This window comes from Bradyrhizobium sp. 160 (genome assembly GCF_023073735.1).
Lineage (GTDB): Bacteria > Pseudomonadota > Alphaproteobacteria > Rhizobiales > Xanthobacteraceae > Bradyrhizobium.
In genome coordinates, this window is the sequence record NZ_JADPKD010000054.1 from 306,315 (window position 1) to 323,538 (window position 17,224).

Genomic DNA, 17,224 nt, shown 5'->3' on the forward strand with positions numbered 1-17,224 from the left:
CTGCTGCAGGATGGATTCCGGGCTCGCGCCTGACGGCGCGCCCCGGAATGACGGCGGCATCCCCCACCTCCTGCCGGAACTGCACCCACGCCCCCGCCGTTATGGCTCGCGCGGCTGCCCGGCCGCGTCAATGTTGCAGGCGAGATGTTCGCCTCCGCCAGCCGATTTCCGCTAAAATGCCCGATAACCGCGCCGTTGCATGAGGTCCGCCATGAGCTTCCGCCGCGACACCATCACAAAGCCGATCTTCTCATGGGCGCGCGGCGTGCTGCCGGCGATGTCCGATACCGAGCGCGAGGCGCTGGAGGCCGGTGACGTCTGGTGGGACGCCGATCTCTTCACCGGCAATCCCGATTGGTCGAAGCTGCTGAAGGTCCCGCAGGCAACGCTGACCGCGGAGGAACAGGCCTTCCTCAATGGCCCCGTCGACGAGCTCTGCGCCATGCTCGACGAGTGGAAGATCTTCTGGCAATGGCGCGACCTGCCGCAGGACGTCTGGCACTTCGTCAAGCGCGAAAAGTTCTTCGGCATGATCATTCCGAAGGAGTTTGGTGGGCTCGGCTTTTCGCCGTATGCGCATTCCGAAGTGGTGCGAAAAATCTCGACCCGTTCGATCGCGGCCGCCGTCACGGCGATGGTGCCGAACTCGCTCGGCCCCGGCGAGCTCTTGATGCGCTTCGGCACCAGGGAGCAGCAGCAGCGCTGGCTGCCGCGCCTCGCCGATGGTCGCGACATTCCCTGCTTCGGCCTCACCAGCCCGGAGGCCGGCTCCGATGCCGCCTCGATGGTCGACACCGGCATCATCTGCAAGGGCGAGTTCGAGGACCGCGAGGTGATCGGCCTTCGTCTCAACTGGCACAAGCGCTACATCACGCTCGGCCCCGTCGCGACGTTGCTCGGTCTCGCCTTCAAGGCCTATGATCCCGATCACCTCGTCGGCGATCAGGAAGAGCTCGGAATCACGGTGGCGCTGATCCCGACCAATCTGCCCGGCGTCGAGATCGGTCACCGCCATCTGCCGTCGATGCAAGTGTTCCAGAATGGCCCGAACCGGGGCCGCGACGTCTTCATCCCACTCGACTACGTCATCGGCGGCGAAGCTCGGCTGGGGCAGGGCTGGAAGATGCTGATGACCGCGCTCGCCGCCGGGCGCGGCATCTCGCTGCCGTCGCTGTCGGCCGCCGGCGCCGCCTTTGCGGCGCGCACCACCGGTGCCTATGCTCGCATCCGCGAGCAGTTCGGCATCTCCATCTCCAAGTTCGAGGGCGTCGAGGAGCCGCTCGCGCGCATCGTCGCGACCGCCTATCAGCTCGATGCGGCGCGGCGGCTGACCTGCGCGGCCCTCAATGCCGGCATTCATCCTGCCGTCATCTCCGGCATCATGAAGCTGCATGCGACCGAACGCATGCGCACCGCGATCGAGGACGCCATGGACATCCACGGCGGCAAGGCCGTGATCGATGGTCCGCAGAACTATCTCGGCAATCTGCATCGCGCCGTGCCGGTCGGCATCACGGTCGAGGGCGCCAACATTCTCACGCGCAATCTCATTGTGTTCGGGCAGGGCGCCATCCGCGCGCATCCCTATCTGCTCGGCGAGATGAATGCGCTCGCCGATACCGACCGCGAGCGCGGCCTCGCCGCGTTCGACAAGACGTTCTGGAAGCACGTCGGCCACAGCTTCCGCACACTGCTTCGCGCCTTTGGCCGAAGCTGGACGTTTGGTGCCTTCGCACCGGCGCCTGATGCGGGCGATGCCACGCCATTCTATCGCCAGCTCTCGCGCTACTCTGCCGCCTTCGCGCTCTGCGCCGATCTGGCGCTGCTGACGCTCGGCGGCGCGCTCAAGCGCAAGGAGATGCTGTCGGCGCGGTTCGGCGACATTCTGTCCGAGCTGTATCTGCTCTCGGCCGCGCTGAAGCGCTGGCAGGACGAGGGGCATCAGAAGGAGGATTTCGCCGCGCTGGAATGGTGCATGGCGACGGGCTTCCGGACCATCGAGAACCGGCTCGCGGAAATTCTGGCCAATCTGCCGAACCGCTTCGTCGCAGCCTTCCTCAAGCTCGTGATCCAGCCGTTCGGCGCACGCGTGCTCGGCCCGTCGGACCGCGTCGTCCATCAATGCGCAAGCCTCGTCCTGGAGCCGTCGGCGGCGCGCGAGCGTCTCACGCCCGATCTCGCCCATGTCGACGACGACGGCGGCTTTGCCCGGCTCGAGCGCGCGTTCAAGCTGGTTGCAGAAACCGATGCGATCGCCAGGCGCGTGCGCGCCGCGCAGGTCCGCGACTGGGAGGACGCGGTCGCCAAGGGTGTGATCACGCAAGCCGAGGGCGAGCGGCACGCCGCGGCCCGCGAGGCCGTCAACGAAGTGATCGAGGTCGATGATTTTGCGCCGGAGGCGCTGTCACCGATTTACAAGAAATCCGGCGATGTGCATCAGTTCTTCCAGGAACTCGGTGAACAGAGGGCGGCGAGCTGATGGCACGACCGGTTTTCATCATCGACGGCAGCCGGACACCGTTTCTGAAGGCGCGCTCGGGCCCCGGCCCGTTCACGCCGGTGGATCTCGCGGTGCAATGCGGCCGGCCGCTGCTGGCGCGCCAGCCGTTCGCCCCGACTGACTTCGACCAAGTCATCCTCGGCTGCGTCAACGTGATCGCGGACGAGATGAACCCGGCCCGTGTCGCCGCGCTGCGGCTCGGCATGGGCAAGGACATGGTCGCCTTCACGGTACAGATCAATTGCGGCTCCGGGATGCAGTCGATCGATACTGCCTATCGCTACATCCGCGAAGGCCATGCCGACATGATCCTGGCCGGCGGAACCGAGGCGCTGAGCCACGCGCCGCTGGTCTGGCCGAATTCCGGCGTGCGCTGGTTCGCCGGGCTCGCCACCGCCAAGGGCGTTGCCGCGAAGCTCGCCGCAGCCTTCAGGCTGCGCCCAAGCTATCTCAAGCCGATCATCGGCCTCGAGCGCGGACTGACCGATCCCGTCACCGATTTGAACATGGGCCAGACCGCCGAGGTCGTCGGTCATCTCTTTGGCATCACGCGCGCGCAGTCCGATGCCTACGCGGCCGAGAGCCACCGCCGCCTTGCGCATGCGCAGGCCGAAGGTTTTCTGAAGGGCGAGGTTGAGACCGCGTTCTCCCGGGATGGCAAGTTCTTCGACCATGACGACGGCGTACGCCCGGACTCGACGGCCGAGACGCTTGCAAAGCTCCGGCCGGTGTTCGAGCGCCCCTGGGGACAGGTCACCGCCGGCAATTCCTCGCAGATCACCGATGGCGCCTCCTGGGTGATCCTGGCCTCCGACGCCGCGGTCGCCAAGCACAAGCTGACCCCTAAAGCTGTCATCGTCGACAGCAATTGGGCCGCGCTCGATCCTAGCATCATGGGGCTCGGTCCGGTAATGTCGGCGGCGCCGCTGCTCCAGCGCAACGACCTCAGCATCAACGACGTCGAGACCTGGGAATTGAACGAGGCTTTCGCCACGCAGGTGCTCGGCTGTCTCGCCGCCTGGAACGACGATAAATTCTGTCGCGAGATTTTGGGGCTCGACGGCGCAGCCGGCGAGATCGCCCGCGAAAGACTCAACGTCGACGGTGGCGCGATCTCGCTCGGCCATCCCGTCGGCACCTCCGGCAACCGGATCGTGCTGCATCTCGTCAACGCCATGAAGCGGCTTGGCACGCGGCGCGGCGTTGCCATCGAATGCATCGGCGGCGGGCTCGGCGGCGCCATGCTGATCGAGGCGCTGTGACCATGGATTCCAAGATCATGACCGCGCTTGGCGACCGCGTGCTGGAGCTCGGGCCCAAGCCTGGGACAGACAGCCCCTACAAGCATTTCAAGCTGACGCGCGATGCCGATGGTGTCGCCTGGCTGCTGTTCGACCGCGCCGATGCGAGCGCCAACACGCTGTCCTCCGAGGTGATGGAGGAATTCGACGCGGTGCTCGCGGCGATCGAGACCGAGCGCCCCGCCGGTCTCGTGATCCGTTCGGCAAAGCCGTCCGGCTTCATTGCCGGCGCCGACGTCAACGAATTTCGCGGCGCGTCCGATCCTGAGATGGTGGAGACACGCATCCGGTCCGCCCATGCCGTAGTCGATCACCTGGAAGCCTTGAGGTTGCCGACGGTGGCGGTTATCCACGGCTTCTGCCTCGGCGGCGGGCTCGAGGTCGCGCTCGCCTGCCAGGCGCGCATCGCCATCGAGGGTGCGCGCTTCGGCTTCCCGGAGGTGATGCTCGGCCTTCATCCAGGCCTCGGCGGCACCGCGCGCTTCACCGCGCTGGTCAATCCGATCCAGTCGATGGCCCTGATGCTGACCGGCCGCACCATCGATGCGCGCCGCGCCAGATCGCTCGGCCTCGTCGACACCGTCACGCAGGAGCGCCACGTCCACAATGCCGTGAAGGATGCGCTGTTCGGACGTCTGAAGCGGGCGCGGCCGGGCTTGCTGGTTCGCGCGGCGAATGTCGGCCTCGTGCGCGGGCTGCTCGCCAACCGCATGCGCTCGCAGGCGGCGAAGGCGGCATCTCGTGAGCACTATCCGGCGCCCTATGCGCTGATCGATCTCTGGGAGACCCATGGCGGCAGCAAGGCCGCGATGCTGAAAGCCGAGCAGGCCTCGTTCGCCAAGCTGATGGTGACGCCGACCGCGCAGAACCTGATCCGGGTCTTCTTCCTGCGCGAGCAGATGAAGAAGGCGGCGGGCAGCGGCAATGCCGTCAAGCATGTCCATGTCATCGGCGCCGGCGCCATGGGCGGTGACATCGCGGCCTGGTGCGCGGGCCAGGGAATGCGCGTCTCGCTCGCCGACATGAAGCCGGAGCCGATCGCCGGCGCGGTGAAGCGCGCGGCCGAACTCTACGGCAAGATCATTCGCAAGCCGACCGACGTGCGCGACGCACTCGATCGCCTCATTCCCGACATGGACGGAGAAGGCGTACGCAACGCCGATCTCATCGTCGAGGCCGTGCCGGAGAAGCTCGAGCTGAAGCAGAAGGTCTATGCCGGCCTCGAGCCGCGGATGAAGCCCGGCGCGATCCTTGCGACTAACACGTCGAGCATTCCGCTACAGGACTTGCGAACGACCCTGGCGCGGCCGGATCGGCTGGTCGGCCTGCATTTCTTCAATCCGGTGTCGCGGCTGCAACTGGTCGAGGTCGTCAGCCATGACGGCAACGACCTGCAAGTGCTGAAAGAGGCGCTCGCCTTCGTCGGGGCGATTGACCGCCTGCCGCTGCCCGTGAAGAGCTCCCCCGGCTTCCTCGTCAATCGCGCGCTGACGCCCTACATGCTGGAAGCCATGGTGATGCTGGACGAGAAGATCGACCAGCGCCTGATCGACGCCGCGGCCGAGCAGTTCGGCATGCCGATGGGACCGATCGAGCTGGCCGACCAGGTTGGGCTCGACATCTGTCTCGATGTCGGCGACATGCTGCGCACCAAGTTCGGCGATCTGCTGCCGTCGACGCCGGCCTGGCTGCGCGAGAAGGTGGCCAAGGGCGAGCTCGGCCGCAAGACCGGCAAGGGCTTTTATGTCTGGAAGGACGGCAAGGCGGAGAAGGCACAGCTTCCCGAGACCGGCCCGCGCGTCACCGACCAGATGATCGACCGCCTGGTGCTGCCGATGTCCAACGTCTGCGTCGCTGCGCTGCGCGAAGGCGTCGTCGACGACGCCGACGCGGTCGACGGCGCCATGATCTTCGGCACCGGCTATGCACCGTTTCGTGGCGGTCCGTTGAACTATGCGCGCACGCGCGGTGTGGAAAATGTCGTATCCAGCTTGCGCGCGCTGGCCGAGCGATTCGGCGAGCGCTTTGCGCCCGATCCGGGCTGGAACAGTTTCAAGTGAGAGAGATATGAGTGAACACGCCACCACCGGGCCGCGCGGGGATCTCTGCATCCGTACTCTGGCGATGCCCGCCGACACCAACGCCAATGGCGACATCTTCGGCGGCTGGCTGCTCAGCCAGATGGATGTGGGCGGCGGCGTGTTCGCCTCGAAAGTCGCGAAGTCGCGCACGGTGACCGTCGCGATCGAAGCGATGAATTTTCGCAAAGCGGTCTATGTCGGTGATCTCGTATCCGTCTACGCCAATCTCGTACGGGTGGGCCGCACCTCGCTCACCGTGCATCTGGAAGCCTGGGCGCTGCGGCGCGGCGAGGAGCATCCGTTCCTCGTCACCGACGGCAATTTTACCTATGTCTCGATCGACGAGCACGGCCGTCCGCAGGCGGTTCGCGCGACCGACACGACAATCGCGACGTAATCGCGCGCGACGCTCTGCCTCATCTCACGAACACGTGGCAAGCGCCGCAAACGCGGCGCGACTAAGTCATCGCGTCGCGTCTTCGCCAAGAACCAGTCATAAAACGGATGAGGTCCCGGCGTACTCAATTGCGTGTCGATTCGGGGTGGAAACGGCCTCAAATGCCCGCGGAACCTTTGGGCAGGAATGCCGTTATTTGCCCGCACTGAGGAATCCACGGGCCATGCCGGACAGCTACATCATCGAAGTCAATTCGCAGACCGCAGGTATCGTCGTTCGTTCTCAGGGAGGCTACTGTTTCTTCGCCTCATCCGACCGCTTCAACCGCCTCGAAGGTCAACTCTTCCGCAACGCCCGCGAAGCGGAGCGCGCCGCGCGCAAGCTTGTGAACGGCGAGGTGAAGGAGGCGGCGTAAGCGCGTGCCGCTTGGTAATTTTGACGCGCGAAGCGTGGTCGGAAATTTTTACCGCCCACACCGCTGCTCCTCCTTTTCTCCTTGCGGGAGAAGGTGGCGCGAAGCGCCGGATCAGGGTCGGCTTCGCAAACGCAGAAGTGGGAGGTTGGTTTCGTGGATAGAGACCCCTCTCCCGTCTCGCCGCTTCGCCGCGAGCGCCCGCAAGGGAGAGGGTTGAACGTCATCACAACTTCGTCGCCGCCCGCGACAGCAGCTTCCATTCATCGCCCTGCTTCTGCCAGTTCATCAGGATGTGGAGGTTGGTCGATACTTTCTTGCCATCGGCCGCCATCTCCTGTTCGCCGAGCCAGTGGAAGCGCACGATCGCGGCGGGACCTACGACCTTGATGGTCGGGTCCTTGTATTCGATCGAGAGGAATTTCGACTTGCCGTCGGTCGCATTGGCGATGAAGGTCGCCTTGTCCTCGACCTTGCCGCTGGAGTGGCTGTAGCTGAGCTCCTCCGCGCAGAGTGCGCCGAGCGCCTTAGGATCGGCTGCGATCTGGGCGAGGCGGAAGGCCTCCACCTTCTTCGCCACGGCCTCTTCGTCCGCTGAAGCGGCGAGTGCCGGTGCCGCGAGAGCAAGCGCAGAGACGGCGAGAGTCGAGAGAGCCAGATCGCGTCGGTTGATCGTCATCGTTTCCTCCTTTTTGATCTTGCCACGAGTGTTGCAGCCGCGCGCGACTTTGTCGAGTGCCGCATTGTCGTGATGTGGACGCGTCATTGCGCAATCGAGGCCGTATTGATACGTCTTTCGCATTGATGCGCCATGCACTCGGGAAGTACGGAAATGATCGAGGCCAAAAGGCAGGCGATTGGCAGGGCGTTACTGTTCGACATTGACGGGACGCTGGCCGATACGGATCCGCTTCATCGCGAAGCCTTTCACCGCGTGTTCGCCCCGCGCGGCCATGTAGTGGATGATGAGCGCTTCAAGCGCGAGCTTCAGGGCTTTTCCAATGTGTCGATCGGGGAGCGATTTCTGCCGGACGAATCGCCGGAACGGCGCCTCGCAATCCTCGGCGAGAAGGAGGCGATCTTTCGTGATCTGGTGGCCGGGCAGATCGCGCCGATACCGGGGCTGATGGCATTGCTCGACCGTGCGGATGCCGCCGGCATTCCCATGGTGGCCGTGACCAACGCGCCGCGCCTCAACGCCGAGCTGCTGCTCTCGGGCCTCGGCATCACTGAGCGGTTCAAGGCAATCGTGATCGGCGACGAGCTGCCGCACGGCAAGCCGCATCCGCTGCCCTATCAGGAAGGGCTGCGTTTCGTCGGCGCCAGCGCAGAGGCGTCGATCGCGTTCGAGGATTCACGCTCCGGCGTGCAATCGGCCGCGGCGGCCGGCATCCCGACCATCGGCATGCGCACCACCCTCAGCCATGCAGACCTTGTTGCCGCGGGCGCGGTCGCGTCCGCGCGCGCCTACGACGATCCGGAGCTGCTCGCGCGCCTAGCCGCCGCGATGGCGTGGTGAGGCAGTCCGTTAACCGTGATCGTCTCCCGCATTGACCAAACGCGCGAACCGCCGCACCATGCATCGTTCTGATTTGAGGCTCTTGCCGTGACCGGACTGACCCATCGCCAAGCCGAAATCCTCAACCTCGCGCGGGCCTCAGGCCGCGTCATGGTCGAGGAGCTCGCGCGCCGGTTCGAGGTGTCGGCGCAGACTATTCGCAAGGATCTCAACGATCTCTGCGAGCGGAGATCGCTGACCCGCATCCATGGCGGCGCCATCATCGCCTCGGGCGTTGAAAATCTCGCCTACGAGGCGCGCCGCTTCGTCGCCGCCGATGAGAAGAAGGCGATCGGCGCTGCTGCCGCCTCGCTGATCCCGAACGGCTGCTCGCTCTTCATCAACATCGGCACCACGACGGAGGAGGTCGCGAGCGCGCTGACCTCGCACGAGGATCTGCTCGTCATCACCAACAATCTCAACGTCGCCATGCTGCTCTACCGCCATCCCCGCATCGAGGTGGTGGTCGCCGGCGGCACCGTGCGGCGCGCCGACGGCGCGGTGGTCGGCTCGACCGCGACGCAGCTGATCGGCCAGTTCAAGGTCGATTACGCCATCATCGGGGCGTCCGCGATCGATGAAGAGGGCGCGCTGCTCGACTTCGACTATCGCGAGGTGCAGGTGGCGCAGGCGATTATCGCCAATGCGCGCAGCGTTATGCTGGTCGCCGATTCCACAAAGCTCCGCCGCAGCGCGCCGGTGCGGATCGCCCACATCAGCCAGATACAGACCTTCGTCACCGACCAGGAGCTGCCCGAGCGCCTCGCCACCATCTGCCACAGCAAGGGCATCGAGGTGGTCGAAGCCATGCCGAAGGAGGCGAGGGAGATCGATGAGACGCAGGCCGATGCGCAGGATGCCGCGCCTGAAGCGGTGCCGGTGGTGCGGTTGCGCTAAGATTTAGGTGCGTCCCAGGGGTTCAGCAGCGTCACGCCCGTAGGTTCGAAATCTCCCACATTGCGCGTAGCGACCGTTAAGCCGTGAACAAGTGCGGTCGCAGCAATAAGGGCGTCGTGCCCCTAATCTGTCCGTTCTCCTGCCGATTCCCCGCTCCGTTGAAGAGTTCCTCTTTCGCTTCCCCTCGCTTCTCTTTCATCTTGCTTTCGTTTCAGGGTGTGATCTAATCAAAAGCGAAAGTTGCCGCCTCGATGAACGGGCGGTCGCCGGGGGATGCGTCTGTTGGAGCGTATTTTCGACCTCGCCATCATCGGAGGCGGTGTGAATGGCTGCGGCATCGCGCGCGACGCGGTGGGCCGCGGCAACACGGTTTTCCTGTGCGAAATGAACGATTTGGCGAGCGGGACGTCGTCCTGGTCGACCAAGCTGGTGCATGGCGGGCTGCGCTATCTCGAATATTACGAATTTCGCCTGGTCCGAGAGGCCCTGATCGAGCGCGAGATCCTCTGGGGCATCGCGCCCCACATCATCCGTCCGCTGAGATTCGTCCTGCCGCATCACGCCGGCCTGCGCCCGGCCTGGCTGCTGCGCCTCGGCCTTTTCCTCTATGACCACATTGGCGGCCGCCACCTGCTGCCCGCGACCCGCTCGGTGGATCTCCGGCGTGACGAGGTCGGTCGCCCGCTGATTCCGAACCGTTACAGCCGCGCGTTCGAATACTCCGACTGCTTCGTCGACGACGCCCGTCTCGTCGTGCTCAACGCGCGCGACGCCGCCGATAAGGGCGCCGAGATCCGCACCCGCACCCGCGCCACCGAGATTCGCCAGTCTGACGGCGTCTGGACCGTCGCCATGGTCAACACGCTGACCGGCGAGCGCTCGTCGATCCAGGCGCGCGCGCTGGTCAATGCCGGCGGTCCCTGGGTCGAGGACGTGCTCGGCCGCGGCGCCGGCCTCAATGCGAAGGCCAAGGTGCGCCTGGTGCAGGGCTCGCACATCGTGGTGAAGAAGCTCTACGATCACGACCGCGCCTACATGTTCCAGAACGCGGACGGCCGCATCATCTTCGTGATTCCGTACCAGGACGATTTCACGCTGATCGGCACCACCGACCGCGACTTTGACGGCGATCCCGCCAAGGTGAAGGCGACAGCCGAGGAGATTCAATATCTCTGCACGGCGGCGAGCGAATACCTGGCAAAACCGGTGACGGCCGACGACGTGGTCTGGACCTATTCCGGCGTACGCCCGCTCTATGACGACGGCGCCAGCGAGGCCAAGGCCGCGACCCGCGACTACGTGTTCGAGCTCGATACGCCCGGCGGCGTGCCGCTGCTGTCGATCTACGGCGGCAAGATCACGACCTACCGCCGCCTCGCCGAAGAGGCGCTGGAACGGCTGGCGCCCTATCTTCGTAGCGCGAAAGCGCGCGAGGGCTGGACCGGCAAATGGCCGCTGCCCGGCGGCGACATGAACGTATCCGACATCGACGGCCTGATCGCCGAGCTCCAGCGCGGCTATCCCTTCCTCAGCCATGAGCATGCCCGGCGCCTCGCCCGCGCCTATGGCACCCGTGCCATCAAGCTGCTCGGCGATGCGAAATCGACCGCCGATCTCGGCCGGTCCTTTGGTGCGACGCTGACCGAGCGCGAGGTCCGCTATCTCATGGCGAATGAATGGGCGGTCACCGCCGAGGACGTCGTCTGGCGCCGGTCCAAGCTCGGCCTGCGACTATCTGCCGACGAGATCGCCGCGCTTGATGACTGGATCAGGGCCCACGCCGTGCCGCAAACTCCCCTGCTGGAAGCAGGAGGACGCTCATGACAGTGACGCTCGACCACGTGACCCGGACTGTCGAGGGCGTCCCGCACATCCGCGACGTCTCGCTGACGCTCGAGAGCGGTACCCTCAACGTACTGCTCGGCCCGACGTTGTCGGGCAAGACCTCGATCATGCGGCTGCTCGCTGGCCTCGACAAGCCGACCACGGGCAGGGTGCTGGTGGGCGGCAAAGACGTCACCGGCGCCGACGTGCGCCAACGTTCGGTCGCGATGGTCTATCAGCAATTCATCAATTACCCCTCGCTCACGGTCTATGAGAACATCGCCTCGCCCCTGCGCGTGCAGGGCAAGTCGCGCGATGAGATCAAGGCGCGTGTCGCGGAGGCTGCAAAGCTGCTCCGCCTCGAGCCGTTCCTGAAGCGAACTCCGCTCCAACTCTCGGGCGGCCAGCAGCAGCGTACCGCGATTGCGCGCGCGCTGGTCAAGGGCGCCGATCTCGTGCTGCTCGACGAGCCGCTCGCCAATCTCGACTACAAACTCCGCGAGGAGCTGCGCGCCGAGCTGCCGCGCATCTTCGAGGCCTCCGGCGCGATCTTCGTCTACGCCACCACCGAGCCGACCGAGGCGCTGCTGCTAGGTGGCAACACCGTTTGCATGTGGGAGGGCCAGGCGCTCCAGATGGGCGAGACAGCCAACGTCTACCGCCGCCCGCAGACGCTGCGCGTCGCGCAGGTGTTTTCGGATCCGCCGCTCAATCTCGTCGGTATCGAGAAGAGAAACGGCTCCGTGCAATATGCCGGCGGCACGGCCTCGCCCGCCTCGGGACTCTATGCCGGCCTTGCGGACGGCGCCTATCGCGTCGGCTTCCGCGCGCATCAGCTCGGGCTTGCCAATGGCGAGGCCGGCCGCCACGCCTTCCACGCCACGGTGACGGTGACCGAGATCACCGGTTCGGAGAGTTTCGTGCATCTGACCCGCGAGGGTTCGAACTGGGTGGCGGTCCTGCACGGCGTGCACGAGTTCGAGCCGGGCCAGACCCTCGACGCCGTGCTCGATCCCAATGATATCTTCGTGTTCGATGCGGCCGACCGTCTGGTCGCTGCACCTGGCATAGCGTTTTCAAGCGAATTGCGTAGCGGTTCGCGTGAAGAAAACGCGTCAAACAGAAAAAGCTCCTGAGGGAGATGCGCCATGGCCCGCATTGACCTCGTCGATCTCGCGCACTCCTATGGCGGCAATGATGCGCCGCCGGAAAGCTTTGCGCTGAAGCCTGTGACCATGACGTGGCGGCAGGGCGGCGCCTATGCGCTGCTCGGGCCGTCCGGCTGCGGCAAGACCACGCTGCTCAACGTCATCTCCGGCATCATCACGCCCTCGCGCGGAAAGATCATGTTCGACGGGGTGGACATCACACCATTGTCAACCCAGAAGCGCAACATCGCCCAGGTGTTCCAGTTTCCGGTGATCTACGACACCATGACGGTGGGGCAGAACCTGGCGTTTCCGCTGAAGAACCGCGGCGTGCCGAAGGCCGAGATCGACAGGCGCGTCGCCGAGATCGGCCGCCTGCTCGATCTCGAACCCTATCTGAACCGCAAGGCGACGCGGCTCACGGCCGACGCCAAGCAGAAGATCTCGCTCGGCCGCGGCCTGGTCCGCTCCGACGTCGCCGCGGTGCTGTTCGACGAGCCGCTGACCGTGATCGATCCCGAGCTGAAATGGCAGCTCCGCTCCAAGCTGAAGGCGCTGCATCGCGAGCTCGACCTCACGATGATCTACGTCACCCATGACCAGACCGAGGCCCTGACCTTCGCCGACACCGTAGTCGTCATGCATGACGGCCGCGTGGTGCAGAGTGGCACGCCGGCCGAACTGTTCGACAAGCCTGCCCATACGTTCGTCGGCTACTTCATCGGCTCGCCCGGCATGAACATCCTGCCGGCGGAGGTGAGGGGACGCGAGGCGCGGATCGGCGGGCACGTCATCGCGCTCAACCGCAGCTACGACAATTTGCCTTCGGGCGCCAAGATCGAGATCGGCGTCCGTCCCGAATTCGTCGAGGTCGTCGCGCCCGCGCCCGGTCTGCTCACCGCGAAGATCGAGCGCATCGACGATCTCGGCCGCATCCGTTTCGCGCGGGCGCGGCTCGGCGACGCAAAGCTCGCCGCGCGCGCCCCGGGCGGATTCACCAGCCCGGACGGCAACGCGGGGCTGAAATTCGATCCGTCGCATGTCCACGTCTATGCCGACAGCCTTCTGGTGGAGGGAGGCGCCTGATGGACAAGATCGTCAACCAAAAAGCCTGGTTCCTGGTGCTGCCGGTGTTCCTGGTCGTCGCTTTCTCGGCGGTGCTGCCGCTGATGACGGTGGTGAATTATTCGATGCAGGACACCTTCGGCAACAACCAGTTCTTCTGGAACGGCGTCGGCTGGTTCAAGGAGCTGCTCGATCCCTCGACCGATCTCGGCGGCCGCTTTCTCGCTTCGCTCGGCCGCAATCTGTTTTTCTCGCTGGTGATCCTCGCCATCGAGGTGCCGCTTGGCATCCTCGTCGCGCTGTCGATGCCGCGCGAGGGCTGGACGGTTGCGGCCTGCCTCGTCATCCTCGCGCTGCCGCTGCTGATTCCGTGGAACGTGGTCGGCACGATCTGGCAGATCTTCGGCCGCCCCGACATTGGCCTGCTCGGCTATGCTCTCAACGCCGCGGGCTTCGACTACAATTACGTCTCCAACGACATCGACGCCTGGGTCACGGTCATCGTGATGGATGTCTGGCACTGGACCAGCCTCGTTGCGCTGCTCTGTTACGCCGGTCTGAAGTCGATTCCCGAAGCCTATTACCAGGCCGCCCAGATCGACGGCGCCTCGCGCTGGGCCGTTTTCAAGGCGATCCAGCTGCCGAAGATGAACCGCGTGCTCTTGATCGCGGTGCTGCTGCGCTTCATGGACAGCTTCATGATCTATACCGAGCCCTTCGTCGTCACCGGCGGCGGGCCCGGCAACTCGACGACCTTCGTGTCGATCGAGCTGGTCAAGATCGCGCTCGGCCAGTTTGACCTCGGCAAGGCCGCCGCGCTGTCACTGGTCTACAATCTGATCATCCTGATCGTCTGCTGGATCTTCTACACCGTCATGACGAATGCCGGCGTCGAACGCAAAGTCCAGGCAGAGAGCGAGCCGGCGATTGAGTCCAAGCCCTCGGTCCGGCTCAAGCCCGTGCCCGCGCTCAAGCCAAAGGAAGGAGTGGCCTGATGCATTCGATCCCCGGCCGCCGCCTCATCATGGGGCTGTTCCTGATCTTTCTGCTGCTGCCGATCTACTGGCTCGTCAACATGAGCTTCAAGACCAACAGCGAGATCGTCTCGACGATGACGCTGTGGCCGCATACCCCGACGCTCCAGCACTACAAGCGCATCTTCACCGACGAGAGCTGGTACTCGGGCTACATCAACTCGCTGGAATACGTCGTCCTCAACACCGTCATCTCGATCGCGGTGGCGCTGCCGGCGGCCTACGCCTTCTCGCGCTACCGCTTCCTCGGCGATAAGCACCTGTTCTTCTGGCTGTTGTCGAACCGCATGGCGCCGGCTGCGGTTTATGCGCTGCCGTTCTTCAACCTCTATTCGGCGATCGGCCTGTTCGATACGCCCTGGGCGGTCGCGCTCGCGCACTGCATCTTCAACGTTCCGCTGGCGGTGTGGATCCTGGAAGGCTTCGTCTCCGGCGTGCCGCGCGAGATCGACGAGACCGCCTTCCTCGACGGCTATTCCTTCCCACGCTTCTTCATCAAGATCCTGGTGCCGCTGATTGCGAGCGGCATCGGCGTCGCCGCCTTCTTCTGCTTCATGTTCTCATGGGTCGAGCTCTTGCTCGCGCGCACGCTGACCTCGGTGCAGACCAAGCCCATCGCCGCGATCATGACGCGCACGGTGTCGGCCGCCGGCATGGATTGGGGCCTGCTGGCCGCCGCCGGCGTGCTCACCATCATTCCGGGCGCGCTTGTGATCTGGTTCGTCCGCAACTATATCGCGCGCGGTTTCGCGCTTGGCCGGGTCTAGGGAGGCTCATATGGAATCCATTGCATGGATGGCCTGGACGCTGCCGACCGCGATCTTCTTCGCAGCGCTCGCCTGCACGCTGGCGGTGATGACGTGGCTTGCCGCGGTCTATCCCGAGGCCGAGCGCGTCGGCGTGCTCAGCATTCCGACCACGCGCGGCGACCGCCTGTTCATCTCGCTGATCGCGGCCGCCGTCATTCACCTCGTGTGGATCGGCCTCGTCGGCACCGATGCGATCGCCACGCTGCCGGTCGGCGAGGAAGGTTTTGAGATTTCGAGCCTGTGGCTCGCAAGTGGAATTTCGCTGGTCATGGCCGCGCTTATTTTCCGCACGGTCTGAAGCTGGCGAAGGGACGGCCAGATCCGGGACCAACCCGGGCCTGTATAAAAGTTTGTCGCTGCAACGGAGGAATAACATGCGACAGTTCAGGAGAAGGAAAGGTCCATTGACCAGGAATAGCTTTATGACCATGTCCAGCGTCGCCGCGATTGTTGCGGTGTCGTTCGCCATCTCGGCGCCGGTTCGCGCCGCCGACGACGCCGTAATCCAGAAGTGGATCGCGGAATTCCAGCCCTCGACGCTGTCGAAGGAAGACCAGAAGAAGGAGCTGGAGTGGTTTGCCAAGGCCGCCGAGCCCTTCAAGAACATGGAGATCAACGTTGTCTCCGAGACCATCACGACCCACGAATATGAAGCGCAGACGCTGGCCAAGGCGTTCTCTGAGATCACCGGCATCAAGCTCAAGCACGACCTCATCCAGGAGGGTGACGTCGTCGAGAAGCTCCAGACCCAGATGCAGTCCGGCAAGAACGTCTATGACGGCTGGATCAACGATAGCGACCTGATCGGCACGCATTTCCGTTACGGCCAGACCATCGTGCTGTCGGACTACATGGCCGGCGAGGGCAAGGACGTCACCGATCCCATGCTCGACGTCAATGACTTCATCGGCAAGTCATTCACCACCGGGCCGGACGGCAAGCTCTATCAGCTTCCCGACCAGCAGTTCGCCAACCTCTACTGGTTCCGCTACGACTGGTTCACCAATCCCGACTACAAGGCCAAGTTCAAGGCCAAGTATGGCTACGAGCTCGGCGTGCCCGTGAACTGGTCCGCCTATGAGGACATCGCCGAGTTCTTCACCAACGACATCAAGGAGATCAACGGCGTCAAGGTCTACGGCCATATGGACTATGGCAAGAAGGACCCCTCGCTCGGATGGCGCTTCACCGACGCCTGGCTGTCGATGGCCGGCAACGGTGACAAGGGCATTCCGAACGGCCTGCCGGTCGACGAGTGGGGCATCCGCATGGAAGGCTGCCGTCCGGTCGGCTCGTCGGTGGAACGTGGTGGCGACACCAACGGTCCGGCCGCGGTCTACTCGATCACCAAGTATCTCGAGTGGCTGAAGAAGTACGCGCCGCCGCAGGCGCAGGGCATGACGTTCTCCGAAGCTGGCCCGGTGCCGGCGCAGGGCAACATCGCCCAGCAGATCTTCTGGTATACCGCCTTCACCGCCGACATGGTGAAGCCGGGTCTGCCGGTCGTGAATGCGGACGGTACGCCGAAGTGGCGCATGGCTCCCTCGCCGCACGGCTCCTACTGGAAGGAAGGCATGAAGCTCGGCTACCAGGACGCCGGCTCCGCGACGCTGCTGAAGTCGACTCCGCCGGACCGCCGCAAGGCAGCCTGGCTCTATCTCCAGTTCATCGTCTCCAAGTCGGTGAGCCTGAAGAAGAGCCATGTCGGTCTCACCTTCATCCGTGAGTCCGACATCTGGGATAAGTCCTTTACGGAACGTGCGCCGAAGCTCGGCGGCCTGATCGAGTTCTACCGCTCGCCCGCCCGCGTGCAGTGGACCCCGACCGGCAACAACGTGCCCGACTATCCGAAGCTCGCGCAGCTCTGGTGGCAGAACATCGGCGATGCGTCGTCCGGTGCGAAGACGCCGCAGCAGGCGATGGATGCCCTTGCGGCCGCCCAGGACTCCGTGATGGAGCGCCTCGAGAAATCCGGCGTGCAGGGCGCCTGCGGTCCCAAGCTGCACAAGAAGGAATCGGCCGAATACTGGTTCGCCAAGGCCCAGAAGGACGGCACGATCGCTCCGCAGCGCAAGCTCGCCAACGAGAAGCCGAAGGGCGAGACGGTCGACTACGACACCCTGATCAAGTCGTGGCCGGCCACTCCGCCCAAGCGCGCGGAAGCGAAGTGAGCAGCGTCTCATAACAACGAAGGCCGG

15 protein-coding genes and 1 pseudogene are annotated in these 17,224 nt (G+C 64.7%); 14 read left to right on the top strand and 2 right to left on the bottom strand.

The features are described 5' to 3' along the window. Positions 1 to 211: 211 nt before the first annotated feature. The 5 genes from IVA98_RS21035 (at position 212) to IVA98_RS21055 (ending at position 6,694) form a co-directional block, all read left to right on the top strand. Positions 212 to 2,479: an acyl-CoA dehydrogenase gene (locus tag IVA98_RS21035; RefSeq protein ID WP_247355477.1), complete on the top strand. Its 2,268-nt coding sequence runs from the start codon at positions 212 to 214 to the stop codon at positions 2,477 to 2,479. Then, positions 2,479 to 3,762, top strand: a complete 1,284-nt coding sequence (locus IVA98_RS21040) for an acetyl-CoA C-acetyltransferase (RefSeq protein WP_247355478.1) — start codon at positions 2,479 to 2,481, stop codon at positions 3,760 to 3,762. Before IVA98_RS21035 ends, IVA98_RS21040 begins: the two co-directional genes overlap by 1 nt. Before the next feature lie 2 nt (positions 3,763 to 3,764). Beyond that, a complete protein-coding gene (locus IVA98_RS21045; protein ID WP_247355479.1) occupies positions 3,765 to 5,861 on the top strand; it encodes a 3-hydroxyacyl-CoA dehydrogenase NAD-binding domain-containing protein in 2,097 nt (698 codons plus the stop codon). A gap of 7 nt (positions 5,862 to 5,868) precedes the next feature. Next, entirely contained in the window at positions 5,869 to 6,279 is a 411-nt protein-coding gene (locus tag IVA98_RS21050) for an acyl-CoA thioesterase (RefSeq protein ID WP_247332977.1), read from the top strand. Positions 6,280 to 6,502: 223 nt separating this feature from the next. Further along, on the top strand, positions 6,503 to 6,694 hold the full coding sequence (locus IVA98_RS21055; protein ID WP_247279568.1) for a hypothetical protein: 192 nt from the start codon (positions 6,503 to 6,505) through the stop codon (positions 6,692 to 6,694). 223 nt (positions 6,695 to 6,917) lie between these two features. On the opposite strand, the gene IVA98_RS21060 is transcribed toward IVA98_RS21055, so the two are convergent. After that, positions 6,918 to 7,370: a nuclear transport factor 2 family protein gene (locus tag IVA98_RS21060; protein ID WP_247300940.1), complete on the bottom strand. Its 453-nt coding sequence runs from the start codon at positions 7,368 to 7,370 to the stop codon at positions 6,918 to 6,920. Positions 7,371 to 7,523: 153 nt separating this feature from the next. On the opposite strand from IVA98_RS21060, the gene IVA98_RS21065 reads away from it, so the two are divergent. Both IVA98_RS21065 and IVA98_RS21070 read left to right on the top strand, forming a co-directional pair. Continuing rightward, positions 7,524 to 8,210 (top strand): HAD family hydrolase, encoded by a 687-nt coding sequence (locus IVA98_RS21065; RefSeq protein WP_247355480.1) that lies wholly within the window; start codon positions 7,524 to 7,526, stop codon positions 8,208 to 8,210. 87 nt (positions 8,211 to 8,297) lie between these two features. Beyond that, positions 8,298 to 9,146, top strand: coding sequence for a DeoR/GlpR family DNA-binding transcription regulator (locus tag IVA98_RS21070; RefSeq protein ID WP_247300938.1), 849 nt, complete (start codon positions 8,298 to 8,300; stop codon positions 9,144 to 9,146). On the opposite strand, the pseudogene IVA98_RS21075 reads toward IVA98_RS21070, so the two are convergent. After that, positions 9,143 to 9,262 (bottom strand): annotated as a pseudogene (locus tag IVA98_RS21075) (VapC toxin family PIN domain ribonuclease); the annotation flags it as partial. The gene IVA98_RS21070 and the pseudogene IVA98_RS21075 overlap by 4 nt on opposite strands. Before the next feature lie 157 nt (positions 9,263 to 9,419). Between IVA98_RS21075 and glpD the strand changes: the two are divergent. The 7 genes from glpD (at position 9,420) to IVA98_RS21110 (ending at position 17,197) form a co-directional block, all read left to right on the top strand. Then, positions 9,420 to 10,970 carry a glycerol-3-phosphate dehydrogenase gene (gene glpD, locus IVA98_RS21080; RefSeq protein WP_247355481.1) on the top strand — a complete coding sequence of 517 codons (1,551 nt, stop codon included), beginning with the start codon at positions 9,420 to 9,422 and terminating at the stop codon, positions 10,968 to 10,970. After that, positions 10,967 to 12,106: an ABC transporter ATP-binding protein gene (locus IVA98_RS21085; protein ID WP_247355482.1), complete on the top strand. Its 1,140-nt coding sequence runs from the start codon at positions 10,967 to 10,969 to the stop codon at positions 12,104 to 12,106. The genes glpD and IVA98_RS21085 overlap by 4 nt, the downstream gene beginning before the upstream one ends. A 12-nt stretch (positions 12,107 to 12,118) precedes the next feature. Further along, complete coding sequence (locus IVA98_RS21090; RefSeq protein WP_247355483.1) at positions 12,119 to 13,204, top strand: ABC transporter ATP-binding protein; 1,086 nt, start codon at positions 12,119 to 12,121, stop codon at positions 13,202 to 13,204. Next, the gene (locus IVA98_RS21095) at positions 13,204 to 14,178 is read left to right on the top strand and encodes a carbohydrate ABC transporter permease (RefSeq protein WP_247300934.1); all 975 of its coding nucleotides are present in this window, start codon (positions 13,204 to 13,206) and stop codon (positions 14,176 to 14,178) included. The genes IVA98_RS21090 and IVA98_RS21095 overlap by 1 nt, the downstream gene beginning before the upstream one ends. Continuing rightward, the gene (locus IVA98_RS21100) at positions 14,178 to 14,984 is read left to right on the top strand and encodes a carbohydrate ABC transporter permease (RefSeq protein ID WP_247279578.1); all 807 of its coding nucleotides are present in this window, start codon (positions 14,178 to 14,180) and stop codon (positions 14,982 to 14,984) included. Before IVA98_RS21095 ends, IVA98_RS21100 begins: the two co-directional genes overlap by 1 nt. 10 nt (positions 14,985 to 14,994) lie before the next feature. After that, positions 14,995 to 15,324 carry a DUF2160 domain-containing protein gene (locus tag IVA98_RS21105; protein ID WP_247300933.1) on the top strand — a complete coding sequence of 110 codons (330 nt, stop codon included), beginning with the start codon at positions 14,995 to 14,997 and terminating at the stop codon, positions 15,322 to 15,324. Between the two features lie 130 nt (positions 15,325 to 15,454). Next, positions 15,455 to 17,197, top strand: a complete 1,743-nt coding sequence (locus IVA98_RS21110; protein ID WP_247355493.1) for an ABC transporter substrate-binding protein — start codon at positions 15,455 to 15,457, stop codon at positions 17,195 to 17,197. Positions 17,198 to 17,224: the final 27 nt, after the last annotated feature.